This is a genomic window from Micromonospora sp. BRA006-A, from assembly GCF_033433935.1.
GTDB classification, from domain to species: domain Bacteria; phylum Actinomycetota; class Actinomycetes; order Mycobacteriales; family Micromonosporaceae; genus Micromonospora; species Micromonospora aurantiaca.
Window position 1 is genome coordinate 2,504,334 of sequence record NZ_JANCLW010000001.1, and the last position, 15,506, is coordinate 2,519,839.

Below are 15,506 nucleotides of genomic sequence, written 5' to 3' on the forward strand. Positions count from 1 at the left end.
AGCGAGGGCGGGGGTGGGCCACGGGGGTGGGATTGGCGGTGTCGGGGTGGGGGTGGGGGTGGCTAGCGTCGGTGGCATGGAGCTGGAGCAGGCGCAGAAGTTGTGGCAGCCGGAACCGGGCTGGTTGAACACCGCCACCTACGGGCTGCCGCCCGAGCCGGTGTGGGACGCCGTGCAGCAGGTGCTCGCCGATTGGCGGACCGGGCGGGTGTCGTTCGAGGTGTGGGACGAGTCGGTGGACCGGTCCCGGGCCGCGTTCGCCCGGCTGACCGGTGTGGACGTCGCCGACGTGAGCATCGGTTCCGCCGTGTCGCAGCTGGTCGCGCCGATCGCGGCGAGCCTGCCGGAGGGCGCGACGGTGGTGGTGCCCGAGAGCGAGTTCACCTCGATCCTGTTCCCCTGGCTGGTGCAGCGGGAGCGGGGCGTGCGGGTCCGCACCGTGCCGCTGGACGGCCTGGTCGACGCGATCGACGCCGACACCGACCTGGTGGCGTTCAGCGTGGTGCAGTCCGCCGACGGCACAGTGACCCCGTACGACGAGATCGTCGCGGCGGCCCGGGCGCACGGCGCCGTCGTGGTGGTCGACGCCACGCAGGCGTGCGGGTGGCTGCCGTTCGCCGCGGACCGCGCGGACGCGGTGGTGGTGGGGGCGTACAAGTGGTTGATGGCGCCGCGCGGCTCGGCGTTCGCCTACCTGGCGCCGGAACTGCGCGAGCGGATTCGCCCGGACGCGGCCGGGTGGTACGCCGGCCAGGACCCGCACGCCTCCTACTACGGGACGCCGCTGCGCCTGGCCGACGACGCCCGGCGGTTCGACATCTCCCCGTCCTGGCTGTGCTACGTCGGGGCGGCGCCCGCACTGGAACTGCTCGCCGACCTCGACCCGGAGACGGTGCGCGCGTACGACGTGGGGCTGGCCAACCGGTTCCTGACCGGGCTGGGCCGGCCGCCGGGGGACAGTGCGATCGTCAGCGTGGACGTGCCGGACGCGCAGGAGCGGCTGGCCCGCGCCGGGGTTCGCGCGGCGGTCCGGGCGGGCCGGGTCCGCGCCTCGTTCCACCTCTACACGACCGAGGAGGACGTGGACCGGGCGGTCGAGGCGCTGACCGGCTGACCGCTCAGGCCAGGTGGCCGCCGATCTTCGTATAGCCGCGCAGCAGATCCCGGGAGATGATCAGCCGCTGCATCTCGTCGGTGCCCTCGAAGATCCGGTACAGCCGGACCTGCCGGTACCAGCGTTCGATCGGCAGCTCCCGGGTGTAGCCCATGCCGCCGTGGATCTGGAGCACCCGGTCGACCACCCGGTTGACCATGCCGGCGCCGTAGAGCTTGCCCATCGAGGAGGCATGCCGGGGGTCGAGGCCCTGGTCGACGGTCCAGGCCGAGCGCAGGATCAGCCAGCGGGCCGCCTCCAGCTCGGTCTCCGAGTCGGCGATCATCCACTGGATGGCCTGGTTGGTGGCGATCGGCGCGCCGAACGTCTCGCGCGTGTTGGCGTGGTCGATCGCCATCTGCAGGGCACGCTCGGCGATGCCGATGGCGTGCGACGGGATGGTGTAGCGGCCCTTGCCGATCCACTCCATGCCGAGCATGAAACCCTGCCCGATCTCGCCGAGGATGTTGCGGTGCGGCACCCGTACGCCGTCGAAGATCAGTGAGGCGGGGCCGCCCTCGCCCATGGTCTGGATGAACTCGGAGCGCCAGCCCATCGCGCGGTCCACCAGGAAGGCTGTCGCGCCACCACGGCGGGCGCCCTTCTCCGGGTCGGTCACCGCGACCACGATGGCGAAGTCGGCGTCGTTGCCGTTGGTGATGAACGTCTTCTCGCCGTCGAGGATCCAGTCGTCGCCGTCGCGGCGGGCCCGCAGCTTGATGTTCGCCGCGTCGGAGCCCGCTCCGGGCTCGGTGATGGCGAAGCAGGAGATGCGTTCGCCCTCGATGGTGGGGATCAGGAACTCACGTTTCTGCTCCTCGGTGGCGTGGAACAGGATGTTGTCGGCCTCGCCGCCGAAGCGGAACGGCACGAAGCTGCGGCCCAGCTCGGTCCAGATCAGCGACTGCATGACCGCCGGCAGGTCCATCCCGCCGTACTCCTCCGGCGTGGCCAGCCCCCAGAAGCCGAACTTCTTCGCCTTGAGCTGGAGTTCGCGCAGCTCGGAGCGGTCCAGGCCGGGCTGGTGGGCGCGCTCGCGGCGCAGCACCTCCGCCTCCAGCGGCATCACCTCGCGGGTGACGAACGTGCGGACGGTGTCCCGGATCGCGCGTTCCTCGTCGGACAGTGCGAAGTCCACGGTGCCCCCTCAGGTCGACTGGCTCTAAACTAGCGCTGTAAGTTTTACCGCGTCCAGACCCGATGTCGAAGGGAGGATGATGACCAGGTGCCCCGACCCCGACAGGCCCTGCTCACCCGCGACCGGATCGTCGAGACCGCGCTGGCGCTGATCGACGCCGACGGGCTGGACGCGCTCTCGACCCGGCGGCTCGCCGCCGCGCTCGGTGTCCGCGGCCCGTCGCTCTACAACCACTTCGCCACCAAGGATGAGATCCTCGACGCGGTGGCCGACGGCGTCGCGGCGACAGTCGACATCAGCGTCTTCGACGAGTACGAGTGGCGGGACGCGCTCGGCCGCTGGGCGCGCTCGTACCGGGCCGCGCTGGCCGCGCACCCGAACATCGTGCCGTACCTGGCGCAGGGGCCGGGCCGCCGTCCGGCCGCGCTCGCCATGGCCGACGCGGTCTACGGCGCGCTGGTCCGGGCCGGCTGGCCGCCCGCGCGGGCCACCCACATCGGCGCCGCGATGCGCTACTTCGTGGCCGGGTCCGCGCTCGGCTCGTTCGCCCGCGGCTTCGTCGAGGACCCCTCGCTCTACGCCGCGCACCCGCACCTCAACCAGGCGCACCGGCTCGCCGGGCACCAGCGCAGCGTGGACGAGGGCGCGTTCGCGCTCGGCCTGGACGCGCTGCTGCACGGGCTCGCCGCCGAGTACGCCGCCACCGTCGCCCCGCTGGAACGGGTCGGCGGTCCGGAGTAGCGTCAAAACTCCCACCGCTAGTTTCCGCCGCCCCCGAAGGACGCCATGGATCTCGCCGCCGCCCCTCCCGCCCTGCTGACGCGCCGCCACCTGCACGTCGCCGGTGACTGGGCCGACCCGACCTCGGGCGACACCATCCCGGTGGAGAACCCGGCCACCGAGAGCATCGTCGGCGAGGTGCCCGCCGGCACACCGGCCGACGTGGACCGCGCGGTCGCCGCCGCCCGCGCCGCGTTCCCCGGCTGGGCCGCCACCGCCCCTGCCGAGCGGGCCGCGCACCTGGACCGGCTGCACACCGCGCTCGCCGCCCGCGCCGACGAGATCGCCCGCACCGTGGCGACCGAACTGGGCACGCCGCTCAAGCTCGCCACCCGCGTCCAGGCCGGCCTGCCGCTGACAGTGCTGCGCAGCATGGTCGAGCTGGCCGCCCGCCCCGCCGCCGAGCACACCGTCGGCAACTCCCTCGTCGTCCGGGAGCCGGTCGGCGTGGTCGGCGCGATCACCCCGTGGAACTATCCGCTGCACCAGGTGGTCGCCAAGGTGGCGCCCGCGCTCGCCGCCGGGTGCACAGTGGTGCTCAAGCCCAGCGAGCTGACGCCGCTGACCGCGTACCTCCTGTTCGACGCGATCACCGACGCCGGCCTGCCACCCGGCGTGGTGAACCTGGTGCCCGGCACCGGCTCGGTGGTCGGCGAGGCGCTCGCCGCGCACCCCGGCGTCGACCTGGTCTCGTTCACCGGCTCCACCGCCACCGGCCGCCGCATCGCCCACCTCGCCGCCGAGCGGATCGCCCGGGTGTCGCTGGAACTCGGCGGCAAGTCGGCGAACGTCATCCTGGCCGACGCCGACCTGCCCACCGCGGTCAAGGTCGGCGTCGGCAACGCGCTGCTCAACTCCGGGCAGACCTGCACCGCCTGGACCCGGATGCTCGTGCACCGCGACCGCTACGCCGAGGCGCTGGACCTGGTCGCGGCGGCGGTGGCCGGCTACCGGCTCGGCGACCCCTTCGACCCGGCCACCCGGCTCGGCCCGCTGGCCTCCGCCGCGCAGGCCCAGCGGGTACGCGACCACGTCCACCGGGCGCTCGCCGACGGCGCCCGGCTCGTCGCCGGTGGCCCGGACGCGCCACTGCCGCAGCGGGGGCACTTCGTCGCGCCCACCGTCTTCGCCGACGTGCACCCGGACAGCGCGCTCGCCCAGGAGGAGGTGTTCGGCCCGGTGCTCGCGGTGATCCCGTTCGCCGACACCGACGAGGCGGTCGCCATCGCCAACAACTCCCGGTACGGGCTGGCCGGCGCGGTCTGGTCCGCCGACTCCGACGCGGCGCTGGCAGTGGCCCGGCGGATGCGTACCGGCCAGGTGGACGTCAACGGCGGCGCGTTCAACCCGCTCGCCCCGTTCGGCGGCTACAAGCAGTCCGGCCTCGGCCGGGAACTCGGCGCGTACGGCGTGGAGGAGTTCACCGAGCTGAAGGCGATCCAGCGATGAGGGCGCTCGTGGTACGCGGACGGGGCGCCACCCCGGCGGTCGAGGACGTACGCCTGCCCGCGCCCGGCCCGGGTGAGCTGCGGGTACGCATCCGCGCCGCCGGCATCTGCCACTCCGACCTGGCCATGGTGGACGGCACGCTGGCGCCCGCGTACCCGCTGGTGCTCGGGCACGAGGCGACCGGCGTGGTGGCCGAGGCCGGGCCCGGCACCACGATCGCGGCCGGCACACCCGTGGTGCTGAACTGGGCGCCCGCCTGCCGGGACTGCTGGCACTGCCGGCACGGCGAGCCGTGGCTCTGCGCCGCAAACCCCAACCCGTCCACTCCGCGGGGCGAGACGGCCGCCGGTGAGCCGCTGGAGGTCACGCTCGGGCTCGGGGCGCTCGCCGAGGAGGTGGTGGTGCCGCAGCGCGCCGCCGTACCGGTGCCCGCCGGACTGCCGCCGGAGCAGGCCGCGGTGCTGGGCTGCGCGGTGCTCACCGGCGTCGGCGCGGTCCGCAACACCGCGCGGGTCGCGCCCGGCGAGTCGGTCGCGGTGATCGGGCTCGGCGGGGTGGGCCTGGCCGTGCTGACCGCCGCGCGGCGGGCCGGCGCGTCGCCGATCCTCGCCGTGGACGTGGTGGAGGCCAAGCGGGATCTCGCACTCGCCGCCGGGGCCACCGGCTTCCTGCGCTCCGACGACCGGCTGGGCAAGGAGATCCGGGCCCGCACCGACGGGCGCGGCGTGGACCACGCGTTCGAGTGCGTCGGCCGGTCCGCCACCATCCGCGCCGCCTGGCGGGCGACGCGGCGCGGGGGAGCGGTCACTGTGGTCGGCATGGGCGCCCGCGACGACATGCTCAGCCTCTCCGCGCTGGACATCTTCCACTCCGCGCGCACGCTGCGCTCCTCGGTGTACGGCTCGACCGACCCGGACCGGGAGGTGCCGGAACTGGCCGGCGCGCTCGCCGCCGGTGATTTGGACCTGGGTCCGCTGGTGAGCGGCACGGTGCCGCTGACCGAGGCGCCCGCGGCGCTGGAACGGCTGGCCCGCGGCGAGGGCGCCCGCTGGGTGGTCACGTTCCCGGACTGACGTCCCCCTCGATCCGGGCGGCGGCGCCGGGCAGCCGCCGCCCGGCGTCGAGGACGTCGGTCTTCTCCCACGCGGACGGACCCGACCTGCCGGAGTGCGCCGCCGGCCGGTGACGGTGCCGTGCCACATGTCGACGGCCATCGATCGGACCGGACCCGGTCGGGGGTGACCGACATCTATGGAGGCCAGGTCCGTACCGGCCGGGGTGAATGTGTGGTGGGCCGACATGGCTCGACCACTTCGACTCCTCATAGGTTTCCTGCACGCGACGCCCCTGTGACCCCGGTCACCGACCGGGCCGTCGCGTACGGACCTGCGAAGGGTGAGGCGATGGCCGGGCAAGCGATCCTGTCGGCCCGAGGGCTGACCCGGGACTTCCGGGGCTTCCGGGCCGTCGATCGCGTCGACCTCGACGTGGCGCCGGAGACCGTGCATGCCCTCGTCGGCCCGAACGGCGCCGGCAAGACCACACTGTTCAACCTGCTCACCGGCTTCCTGCCGCCCAGCGAAGGGCGGATCGAGCTGGACGGCCGCGACGTGACCGGGATGCCACCGGAGCGGGTGGCCCGGCTCGGGGTGGCCCGGTCGTTCCAGATCACCAGCCTCTTTCCGCAGCTCGGGGCGCGGGAGCACGTCGAGCTGGCCCTCCAGTCGCATAGCGGGCTGGGCTGGCGGTTCTGGCGGTCGGCGAAGCTGATGCGCCGCTACCGGGACCGGGCCGACGAGCTGCTGGCCATGGTCGGCCTGGCCGACCTCGCCGAGGCGCCGGCCGAGGCACTCGCGTACGGGCGCAAGCGGGCCCTGGAGCTGGCCATCGCGCTCGCCCTCGACCCGAAGGTGCTGCTGCTGGACGAGCCGACGGCCGGGATGGGCCTGGAGGACGTCGACCGCACCGTCGACCTGATCGCCGCTGTCCGCACCGGACGGACCGTGGTCATGGTGGAGCACAACATGAGTGTGGTGGGCCGGCTCGCCGACACGGTCACCGTCCTGCAGGCCGGCAGGGTGCTGGTCGAGGGGCCGTACGAGCAGGTCCGCGCCGACGAGCGGGTCATCACCGCCTACCTGGGAGCCGCGGATGCTGCGCATTGAGAACCTCTCCGCCTGGTACGGCGAGGCCCAGGTGCTGCGGGAGGTGAGCCTGGAGGTGGCCGCCGGCGAGGTGGTCACCCTGGTCGGGCGCAACGGCGCCGGCAAGTCGACGCTGCTGCGCTCGGTGATGGGGCTGCACCCCGGCCAGCGCGGCGCGATCCACCTCGACGGCCGGGACATCACCCGGCTGCCGGCGTACCGGCGGGCGCGGGCCGGGCTCGGCTGGGTTCCCGACGACCGGGGCGCGTACGCCACGCTCACGGTCACCGAGAATCTGACCCTACCGCCCCGGGTCGGCCCCGACCCGTGGCCGCTGGAGCGGGTGTACGAGGCATTCCCGGCCCTGTACGAGCGGCGCGACTCGGCCGCGACCATGCTCTCCGGCGGCGAGCAGCAGATGCTCGCGCTGGCCCGGGTGCTGCGCATGGGCGCCCGGCTGCTGCTCTGCGACGAGCCCACCGAAGGGTTGTCGCCGCTGCTCGTGCAGCAGGTCGGTGACCTGCTGCGGGAGGCCAAGAAGCACGGCGTGACAGTGCTGCTGGTGGAACAGAACCTGCACTTCGCCACCGGCGTCGCCGACCGGCACTACCTGCTGGCCGAGGGACGGATCGCGGAGGCGATGGAGAACGCCGAGGTGCGCTCGCGGGAACGCGAGCTGCTGGCTTATCTCGGCATCTGAATCCGGACGGCTGACCCGCGCGGACCGCGCGGTACGAAGGGGATGAACATGCGCAGGAGCGTGGGTGTGGCCGCCGCCTCGGCGGTGGCGCTGATGGTGGCCGGCTGCGGCGGGGGTGGTCCGCAGTCCGGCGGCGAGGAGAAGCTGACCGGCGACAAGATCGTGCTGGGCGTGCTCAACGACCAGTCGGGCGCCTACTCGGAGCTGTCCGGGCGCAACTCGGTCAAGGCCGTGGAGATGGCCATCGCCGACTTCAAGGCCAAGCACGGCGACGACGCGGTGACCAGGAACATCACCGTGGAGACCGCGGACCACCAGAACAAGCCGGACGTGGCCAACAGCAAGGCCCAGGAGATGGTCGACCGCAAGGGTGTCGACGCCATCCTGGACGTGCCGACCTCCTCGGCCGCCCTGAAGGTCGCCGACGTGGCCAAGGAGAAGAAGAAGCTCTACTTCAACATCGGCGCGGCGACCACCGACCTGACCGGCAAGAGCTGCAACAGGTACACGTTCCACTACGCGTACGACACCTACATGCTGGCCCACGGCACCGGCACGGTGACCACCGAGCAGGTCGGCAAGAACTGGTACATCCTCTACCCGAACTACGCGTTCGGGCAGGACATGGAGAAGAGCTTCACCGCCGCCATCACCGCGGCCGGCGGGCAGGTCGTCGGCTCCGACGGTGCGCCGTTCCCGAACACCAGCGGCGACTACTCGTCGTTCCTGCTCAAGGCGCCGACGCTGAACCCGAAGCCGCAGGTGCTGGGCACCATGCAGGCCGGCGCGGAGCTGGTCAACGTGGTGAAGCAGTACAACGAGTTCAAGCTGCGGGACAAGGGCGTCGGGCTGGCCGTCGGCCTGATGTTCATCACCGACATCCACTCGCTCACCCCGGCCGCGCTGGCCGGCACCACCTACACCGACGCCTGGTACTGGAACTTCGACAAGCAGAACCGGGAGTGGGCCGACCGGTTCCAGTCCGAGACCGGAACCCGTCCGTCGTTCGCTCACGCGGCGAACTACTCCGCCGCCATGCAGTACCTGGAGGCGGTGCAGGCCGCCGGCACCGACGACGCGGACGCCGTGGTCGAGGAGCTGGAGGGTAAGGAGGTCAACGACCTCTTCCTCCGCAACGGCAAGATCCGCGCGGAGGACCACCGGGTCGTGCACGACGCGTACCTGGCCCAGGTGAAGCCGCAGGCCGAGGTCAAGGAGCCGTGGGACTACGTGAAGATCCTCAAGACCATCCCGGCGGCGGAGGCCTTCCGCACCCCGTCCCCGGACTGCAAGCTCTGACATGTCCGGGTTCCTGCAGAACACGTTCAACGGGCTGGTGGGCGGGGCGTTCTACGCCCTGCTCGCCCTCGGGCTCGCGGTCATCTTCGGCATGCTCCGGGTGGTGAACTTCGCCCACGGCGCGTTCTACATGCTCGGCGCGTTCGGGGCGTACGTGCTGCTCGCCGAGGCGGGCGTGCCGTTCTGGGCCGCATTGGTGATCATGCCGCTGGCGCTGGGTCTGCTCGGCATGGTGCTGGAGCGGGCGGTGATCCACCGGCTGACCCGGCTCGACCCGCTCTACAACTTCCTGCTCACCTTCGGCCTGACGCTGATCCTGCAGGACCTGGTCAAGTCCCGGTACGGCGTGCAGTCCAGCCCGTACGCCACCCCCGACGAGCTGAGCGGGACCATCGACTTCGGACTCTTCGACTTCCCGACGTACCGGGTCTTCATCCTCGGCTTCACCGTGCTGCTGTGCGTGGCGGTCTGGTGGGTGCTCGGGCGGACCCGGATCGGCGTGGTGGTCCGGGCCGCCACCGAGCGGCCGGAGCTGACCCGGGCGTTCGGCATCGACGTGGGGAAGTGGGTCACCCCGGTGTTCGGCTTCGGCATCGCCCTGGCCGGGCTGGCCGGGGTGCTCGCCGCCCCGATGCGGGCGGTCAACCCGCTGATGGGCGCCGACCTGATCATCGTGGTCTTCGCGGTGGTGGTGATCGGCGGCCTCGGCTCGATCTTCGGCTCGGTCGCCGCCGGCTTCGGCATCGGCCTGATCCAGGCGTGGGGCGAGGCGTACCTGTCCGACTATCCGCTCGTGTCGCAGACCGTCGTGTTCGTGGTGATGGCCGCCGTCCTGCTCTGGCGGCCGGCCGGCCTGTTCGGCCGAGAGGAGGCACCTGCGTGAACGCGAGGAGTGAGCCGGGCCTGCGAGCCCCGCAGTCGCGAGCCGAGGCGGCGGAGACCACCCCTGTGGACACGGACACCACGCCCGCCCGGCGGCCCGCGCCGCCGTCCGGACTGCTCGCCGTCGCGCGGGCGCCCGGCTGGGTCCGGTACGCGCTGCTCGCCGCCGGCCTGCTCGTCGCGCTGTGGCTGCCGAACGGGCTCTACCCGGCGGTCGCGGTGGACATTCTGTGCTGGGCGCTCTTCGCCGTCTCGGTGGACCTGCTGCTCGGCTTCACCGGGTTGATGTCCTTCGGGCATGCCGCGTTCTGGGGCACCTCGGCGTACCTGACCGGGCTGGTCGCGATCCATGCCGGCCTGCCGTTCCCGGCCGCCGTGCTGGCCGGGGCGCTGGGCGCGGCGCTGCTCGCGCTGCCGATCGGCTACCTGGCGGTGAAGCGCACCGGGATCTACTTCGCCATGGTCACCCTGGCTTTCGCGCAGATGGTCTACTACGTGGCCAACGAGTGGCGTTCGGTCACCCAGGGTGAGAACGGCCTGCAGGGCGTGCCGCGCGAATTCTTCGGCGTCGATCTCACCGACGACTACTACTTCTACTACGCGATCCTGCCGATCGTGCTGCTCGGGCTGCTCGTCGCCTGGCGGATCGTGCACTCGCCGTTCGGCCGGGTGCTGGTCGGCATCCGGGACAACCCGGCCCGGGCCCGCGCGCTCGGCTACCCGGTGCACCGCTACAAGCTGACCGCGTTCGTGCTCTCCGGCTTCCTGGCCGGGCTCGGCGGCGGGCTCTTCGCGGTCGGCCACCGATTCGTCTCGCTGGACGTGCTGCACTGGACCACCTCCGGCAAGGCGGTCATCGTGGTGGTGCTCGGCGGCATCGGCACGCTGTGGGGCGGGGTGCTCGGCGCGGCCCTGGTGGTCCGCCTGGAGGACTGGCTGTCGTTCTCCGGGTTCGAGGCGATCGGGCTGGTCACCGGCGGCATCTTCGTCCTCGTCGTGCTGCTGTTCCGCCGGGGTGTCTGGGGCACTGTCGCCGACCTGGCCCGGCGCCGGGCGGCGACTCGCCGGGACCGGTCCGGCTGATCCGGCGTACGACGGCGTCCGCGGTCGGCTGCCGCCGGGACGCCCCACCGGACCGCGCGCCGGTGTGAGCCGCCCCACCGGCAGGGCCTAGCCGGCGCGTCCCGTCCGGACCGGTCCGCCCCGGGCGCATCCAGGCCGCCCTCTTCCGACGAACCCCCCGGTAGTGACCGTCTACCGAGGGGTGCGTCCGGTGGTGACCGATCCGATCCCGGCCGATGTCGTCGAGTCCGCCCGCAAGCACCTCACGCTCGCGGCCGAGGACCTGGACGGCAACCGGGTCGCCGCGCTGATCGTCGAGGCCGCGGGCCAGTGGGGGGTGGCGCCGGTATGGGAGGCCGTGTGCGCGCCGATGCTGGCCGCGCTGCCCGGCCGCAGCGCCGCCGAGGTGGCCGTGGAGCACGCCTTCTCGGAGGGCCTGCGGTCCGGACTGGACGTGCTGCTGCGTGGGCCGGGGACCCCACCCCCGGCCGGTGGCATCCTGCTCGCCGGGGCGGAGCAGGAGCTGCACTGCCTCGGCCTGCACGCCCTCGCCGCTGCCCTGCGTGAGGCGGGCCTGGGCAGCCTGCTGCTCGGTGCCGCGCTGCCCTGGCCGGCGCTGGCCAGCGCGGTGCGCCGAACCCGCCCGCACACGGTGGTGGTGTGGTCGCAGACGCCGATGACCGGGCGGGCATACCGGGTGGTCCGCTTCGCGCGGGAGTTCCCCTCGGTGCGGGTGCACGGCGCCGGGCCGGGCTGGATCACGCCACCGGCCACGCCGGCCGGACACCTGACCACGCTGTCGGACGCGCTCGCCGTGTGCCGCGAGGCCGCCGGCCACCGGAACGGGGAGCGGTAGGCGGGATCCGTCCGGCCGGGGCACGCGCGGCAGCCGACGGACGGCCGGTCAGCCGGCCCGGAAGCCGCGCAGCAGGGCGGCGACGGCGGACTCCGGATCGAAGTGGTCGTCGGGAGCGGCGAGCTGGTTGCCGAGGAGCCCGTCGACGAGCGCGAGCAGCGCCCGGAAGTGGGCGGGCGGATCGGTCGAGCCGAGCGCGGCGAGCAGCGGCACCCCCCACTCGGCCAGCCGCGCCCGCCCGGCCTCGATGGCGGGGCGCAGCTCGGGCCGCACGGCCGACTCCACGAACAGCGCGTATCGGGCCAGCGTGACCACCCGTTCCTCGTCGGTGAAGCGCCGGATCAGCCGGCCGAGCACGCGGGTGAAGCCGTCGACGTCGCCCGGCGCCAGGTCCGCGGCGAGCCGTTGCCAGGCCGCCGTCTCCACCTCGACCAGCCGGTCGAAGACGCCGGTGACCAGCGCCTCCCGGGTGCGGAACCGGTTGGAGGCGGAGCCCTCGGGCAGGCCCGCCTCGGCATCCACGGCCCGGTGGGTGAGCTGTCGCGGCCCGCCGGTGCCGAGCACCCGGATGGCGGCGTCGAGCAGGAGTCGCCGGCGATCGGTCACCCGGCCAGACTACAGGCGTAGTGCGGGCGACTACATCTGTAGTACGGTGACGGCATGGGCGGACGGGCGGTCGTGGTCGGGGGCGGGATCGGCGGGCTCGCGGCGGGCGTCGGCCTGCGGGCGGCGGGCTGGGACGTGAGCGTCCTGGAACGCTCGGCCGCACTGCCGGATACCGGCACCGGGCTCGGCATCTGGCCCGCCGCGATGCGCGCCCTGGACGCCCTCGGCGTCGGCGACGAGGTGCGCCGCCGGGGCAGCCGTCAGGCCGGCGGGTCGATCCGGCGCCCGGACGGCAGCCGGATCGCCACCATCGACGTCGACCGGCTGGAACGCCGGCACGGCGAGCCGGTGCACCTGGTCACCCGGCCGGTGCTGCTCGCCGTCCTGGCCGGCGCGCTGCCCGGACCGGCACTGCGCCTCGGCGCCCCGGTGACCGACCCGGGGTCGCTGCGCGACGCGTACGACCTGGTGGTCGGCGCGGACGGGATCAACAGCGTGGTGCGCGCGCAGATGTACGGGCGGCGGTACCCGCTGCGGTACGCGGGTGCGGTGGCCTGGCGCGGCGTGGCCGACCTGGATCTGACCGAGGGCGGCGAGACCTGGGGCCGGGGGCGCAAGTTCGGGCTGACCCCGGCCGGGCCGGGCCGCACCAACTGGTACGCCGCCGTGCGGCTGCCCGAGGGGCACCCGGCGCCGGCGGACGACCGTGCCGAGCTGCGCCGCCTCTTCGGCGACTGGCATCCGCCGGTGCCGCGGGTGCTCGACGCGCTCACCCCGGACGGCATCCTGCGGCACGAGATCCACGACCTGACGCCGCTGCCGTCGTACGTGGCCGGCCGGACCGCGCTGCTCGGCGACGCCGCGCACGCGATGACCCCGGACCTCGGGCAGGGCGCCTGCCAGGCACTCATCGACGCGGTCGCGCTCGCGGACTGCGTACGCGAGGCGGGCGATCTGCCGGCCGCGCTGCGCGCGTACGACGGGAGGCGCCGGCGGCCGACGCAGCGGATCGCGGCCGGCGCGCGGTGGGCGGGGCGGCTGTCCGGCGTGCGGCGGCTGCTGCCGGTGCGGGACGCGGTGCTGCGGCTGGCGCTGGCCGCCGGGCCGCCCGCGTGACCTGAGACACATTCGATACGAACCGGTTCCGTATCGAAACCCGCTCACCTACGCTCGGCTCCGTTACGAGTCTGACCCGTATCGTATTCCGACGCGGGGAAACCGGGGGGAGCACGGACGTGGAACCACACGAGAACACCGGACACCCGAGGAGGTGGGCGATCCTCGGGGTGCTGGTGATCAGCCTCCTCGTGGTCGTCCTCGACAACACCATCCTCAACGTCGCGCTGCGCACGCTGGCCGACCCGGTGCACGGCCTCGGCGCCACCCAGGGCGAGCTGGAATGGGCGATCAACTCCTACACGCTCGTCTTCGCCGGGCTGCTGTTCACCTTCGGCGTGCTCGGTGACCGGCTCGGCCGCCGTCGTTTCCTGATCCTCGGGCTGGCGCTGTTCGGCCTGTCCTCACTGCTGTCCGCGTACGCGCAGGACCCGGGCCAGCTGATCGCGGCCCGCGCGCTGATGGGCGTCGGCGGCGCGGCCATCATGCCGGTGACGCTCTCGATCATCTCCAACGTCTTCGACCCGCGCGAGCGCGCCAAGGCGATCGGCGTCTGGGCCGGCGCGGTCGGCCTCGCGGTGGCGATCGGCCCGGTGCTCGGCGGCGCGCTGCTGGAGCACTTCTGGTGGGGCTCGGTCTTCCTGATCAACGTGCCGGTGGTGGTGCTCGGCGTGGTGCTCGTCGCGGCCCTGGTCCCCGAGTCCCGCGACCCCAAGCCCGGCCGGGTCGACCTGCTCGGCGTGCTGCTCTCGGTGGTCGGCCTGGTCGCGCTCACCTACGGCATCATCGACGGCGGCGAGCACGGCTTCGGCCGCCCGCAGGTGTGGGTCGCGGTGCTCGGCGGCCTCGCGGTGCTCGGCTGGTTCGTCGCCCACGAGCTGCGCAGCGACCACCCGTCGCTCGACGTCCGGCTGTTCCGGGTGCCCCGGTTCGCCGCGCCGGTGGCCCTGGTCGGGCTGGTCTTCTTCGCCGCCATGGGCGTGATGTTCTTCGGGGCGTTCTATCTGCAGCTCGTGCGGGGCTACAGCCCGCTGGAGAGCGGCCTGCTGTTCCTGCCGTTCGCCGCGGCCCAGCTGATCTTCGCGCCGCGCAGTGCGGCGATGGTCCGCCGCTACGGCGGCCGGGCGGTCGCGGCCGCCGGGCTGCTGCTCACCACTGTGGCGCTCGCCGCGTTCGTCTTCATCGACGCGGACACCCCGATCTGGATCTTCTCGGCGCTGGGCTTCCTCCAGGGCGCCGGAATGGCGAACATCATGCCGCCGGCCACCGAGTCGATCATGTCGTCGCTGCCCCGGGAGAAGGCCGGCGTCGGTTCCGCGGTGAGCAACACCGTGCGGCAGGTGGCCGGCGCGCTCGGCGTGGCGGTGCTCGGCTCGGTGCTCTCCGCCGTCTACCGCGACCAGGTCGGCCCGGCGGTGGCCGCCCTGCCCGCCCCGGTACGCGACGCGGCCCGCGAGTCGGTGTCCGGGGCGTACGCGGTCGCCGGCCGGCTCGGCCCCGACGGGCCGCGACTGATCGACGCGGCGAACGACTCGTTCGTCTCGGCCATGCACTGGGCGGCGGGCGCCTCCGCGGTGGTGGCCGCGCTCGGCATCGTGATCGTGCTGCGGTGGATGCCGGGCCGGCCGGTCGTCGCCCCCGACGCGCCGCCGGTCACGGACAGGGAGTTGGCCGGTACCGCATAGGTTCGTGGACAATGTCTGACATGACTTCCACGGCGGATGCTCCGCGGTCGCCCGGGCGACCGCGGAGCACCCGCGCGGACGAGGCGATCGTCGACGCCACGCTCGACCTGCTGGCCGAGGGCAGCACCGTCGAGTCGCTGTCCATCGAGGCGATCGCGAACCGCGCCGGAGTCGGCAAGGCCACCATCTATCGCCGCTGGCCGGGCAAGGACGCGCTGCTGCTGGACGCGTTGCGCACGCTCAAGGGGCCCGCGCCGCGCACCGACGGGCGCTCCGTCCGCGACGACCTGGTGGTGCTCGTCGGCGCGGTGGGCCAGCACGCCGACCCCCGCGTCCGCAAGATCATGCCCTGCCTGGTGCCGGAGGTGAACCGCAGTTCGGCGCACCGGCAGGCGTACGAGGCGATCATCGAGCCCCGGCGGGCGGCGATGCGCGAGGTGCTGCTCGGCGCGATCGACCGGGGCGAGCTGCGCGCCGACCTCGACATCGAGGTGGCGATGGCGCTGCTCACCGCGCCGATGCTCACCCAGCGGATGCTGCGCTGGCACCCCGAGCGCGACGAGCGGCTGCTGCCCGAGCGGATCGTGGACGCGGTCCTGGACGGCCTGCGCGTCCGCTGACCCGGGCCGCCTGCCC

General features: G+C 73.5%; 15 protein-coding genes. 13 read left to right on the top strand and 2 right to left on the bottom strand.

Annotated features, from left to right (window positions below):
• The first annotated feature begins 76 nt into the window (after positions 1-76).
• On the top strand, positions 77-1,114 hold the full coding sequence (locus NMK34_RS11960) for an aminotransferase class V-fold PLP-dependent enzyme (RefSeq protein WP_318333434.1): 1,038 nt from the start codon (positions 77-79) through the stop codon (positions 1,112-1,114).
• 4 nt (positions 1,115-1,118) lie between these two features.
• On the opposite strand, the gene NMK34_RS11965 is transcribed toward NMK34_RS11960, so the two are convergent.
• On the bottom strand, positions 1,119-2,291 hold the full coding sequence (locus NMK34_RS11965; protein ID WP_318333435.1) for an acyl-CoA dehydrogenase family protein: 1,173 nt from the start codon (positions 2,289-2,291) through the stop codon (positions 1,119-1,121).
• Between the two features lie 87 nt (positions 2,292-2,378).
• On the opposite strand from NMK34_RS11965, the gene NMK34_RS11970 reads away from it, so the two are divergent.
• The 9 genes from NMK34_RS11970 to NMK34_RS12010 all read left to right on the top strand — a co-directional run bounded on the left by NMK34_RS11970 (position 2,379) and on the right by NMK34_RS12010 (position 11,463).
• Positions 2,379-3,032 carry a TetR/AcrR family transcriptional regulator gene (locus NMK34_RS11970; RefSeq protein ID WP_318333436.1) on the top strand — a complete coding sequence of 218 codons (654 nt, stop codon included), beginning with the start codon at positions 2,379-2,381 and terminating at the stop codon, positions 3,030-3,032.
• Between the two features lie 45 nt (positions 3,033-3,077).
• Positions 3,078-4,520: an aldehyde dehydrogenase family protein gene (locus tag NMK34_RS11975; RefSeq protein ID WP_318333437.1), complete on the top strand. Its 1,443-nt coding sequence runs from the start codon at positions 3,078-3,080 to the stop codon at positions 4,518-4,520.
• Positions 4,517-5,593, top strand: a complete 1,077-nt coding sequence (locus tag NMK34_RS11980; protein ID WP_318333438.1) for an alcohol dehydrogenase catalytic domain-containing protein — start codon at positions 4,517-4,519, stop codon at positions 5,591-5,593. Before NMK34_RS11975 ends, NMK34_RS11980 begins: the two co-directional genes overlap by 4 nt.
• Before the next feature lie 330 nt (positions 5,594-5,923).
• On the top strand, positions 5,924-6,685 hold the full coding sequence (locus NMK34_RS11985; RefSeq protein WP_318333439.1) for an ABC transporter ATP-binding protein: 762 nt from the start codon (positions 5,924-5,926) through the stop codon (positions 6,683-6,685).
• Entirely contained in the window at positions 6,672-7,364 is a 693-nt protein-coding gene (locus tag NMK34_RS11990; protein WP_318333440.1) for an ABC transporter ATP-binding protein, read from the top strand. Before NMK34_RS11985 ends, NMK34_RS11990 begins: the two co-directional genes overlap by 14 nt.
• Positions 7,365-7,406: 42 nt before the next feature.
• The gene (locus tag NMK34_RS11995) at positions 7,407-8,663 is read left to right on the top strand and encodes an ABC transporter substrate-binding protein (protein ID WP_318333441.1); all 1,257 of its coding nucleotides are present in this window, start codon (positions 7,407-7,409) and stop codon (positions 8,661-8,663) included.
• A gap of 1 nt (position 8,664) precedes the next feature.
• Positions 8,665-9,546, top strand: coding sequence for a branched-chain amino acid ABC transporter permease (locus tag NMK34_RS12000; protein ID WP_318333442.1), 882 nt, complete (start codon positions 8,665-8,667; stop codon positions 9,544-9,546).
• Positions 9,547-9,611: 65 nt separating this feature from the next.
• Complete coding sequence (locus NMK34_RS12005; protein ID WP_412098949.1) at positions 9,612-10,628, top strand: branched-chain amino acid ABC transporter permease; 1,017 nt, start codon at positions 9,612-9,614, stop codon at positions 10,626-10,628.
• 193 nt (positions 10,629-10,821) lie between these two features.
• Positions 10,822-11,463 carry a transcriptional regulator gene (locus tag NMK34_RS12010; protein WP_318333443.1) on the top strand — a complete coding sequence of 214 codons (642 nt, stop codon included), beginning with the start codon at positions 10,822-10,824 and terminating at the stop codon, positions 11,461-11,463.
• 48 nt (positions 11,464-11,511) lie between these two features.
• Here the strand turns inward: NMK34_RS12010 and NMK34_RS12015 are convergent, their stop codons facing one another.
• Entirely contained in the window at positions 11,512-12,069 is a 558-nt protein-coding gene (locus NMK34_RS12015) for a TetR/AcrR family transcriptional regulator (RefSeq protein ID WP_318333444.1), read from the bottom strand.
• 54 nt (positions 12,070-12,123) lie between these two features.
• On the opposite strand from NMK34_RS12015, the gene NMK34_RS12020 reads away from it, so the two are divergent.
• The 3 genes from NMK34_RS12020 (at position 12,124) to NMK34_RS12030 (ending at position 15,490) form a co-directional block, all read left to right on the top strand.
• Positions 12,124-13,185 (top strand): FAD-dependent monooxygenase, encoded by a 1,062-nt coding sequence (locus NMK34_RS12020; RefSeq protein ID WP_318333445.1) that lies wholly within the window; start codon positions 12,124-12,126, stop codon positions 13,183-13,185.
• Positions 13,186-13,304: 119 nt separating this feature from the next.
• Positions 13,305-14,870: an MFS transporter gene (locus tag NMK34_RS12025; RefSeq protein WP_318333446.1), complete on the top strand. Its 1,566-nt coding sequence runs from the start codon at positions 13,305-13,307 to the stop codon at positions 14,868-14,870.
• An 11-nt stretch (positions 14,871-14,881) separates the two neighbouring features.
• Complete coding sequence (locus tag NMK34_RS12030; RefSeq protein WP_318333447.1) at positions 14,882-15,490, top strand: TetR/AcrR family transcriptional regulator; 609 nt, start codon at positions 14,882-14,884, stop codon at positions 15,488-15,490.
• Positions 15,491-15,506 lie beyond the last annotated feature (16 nt).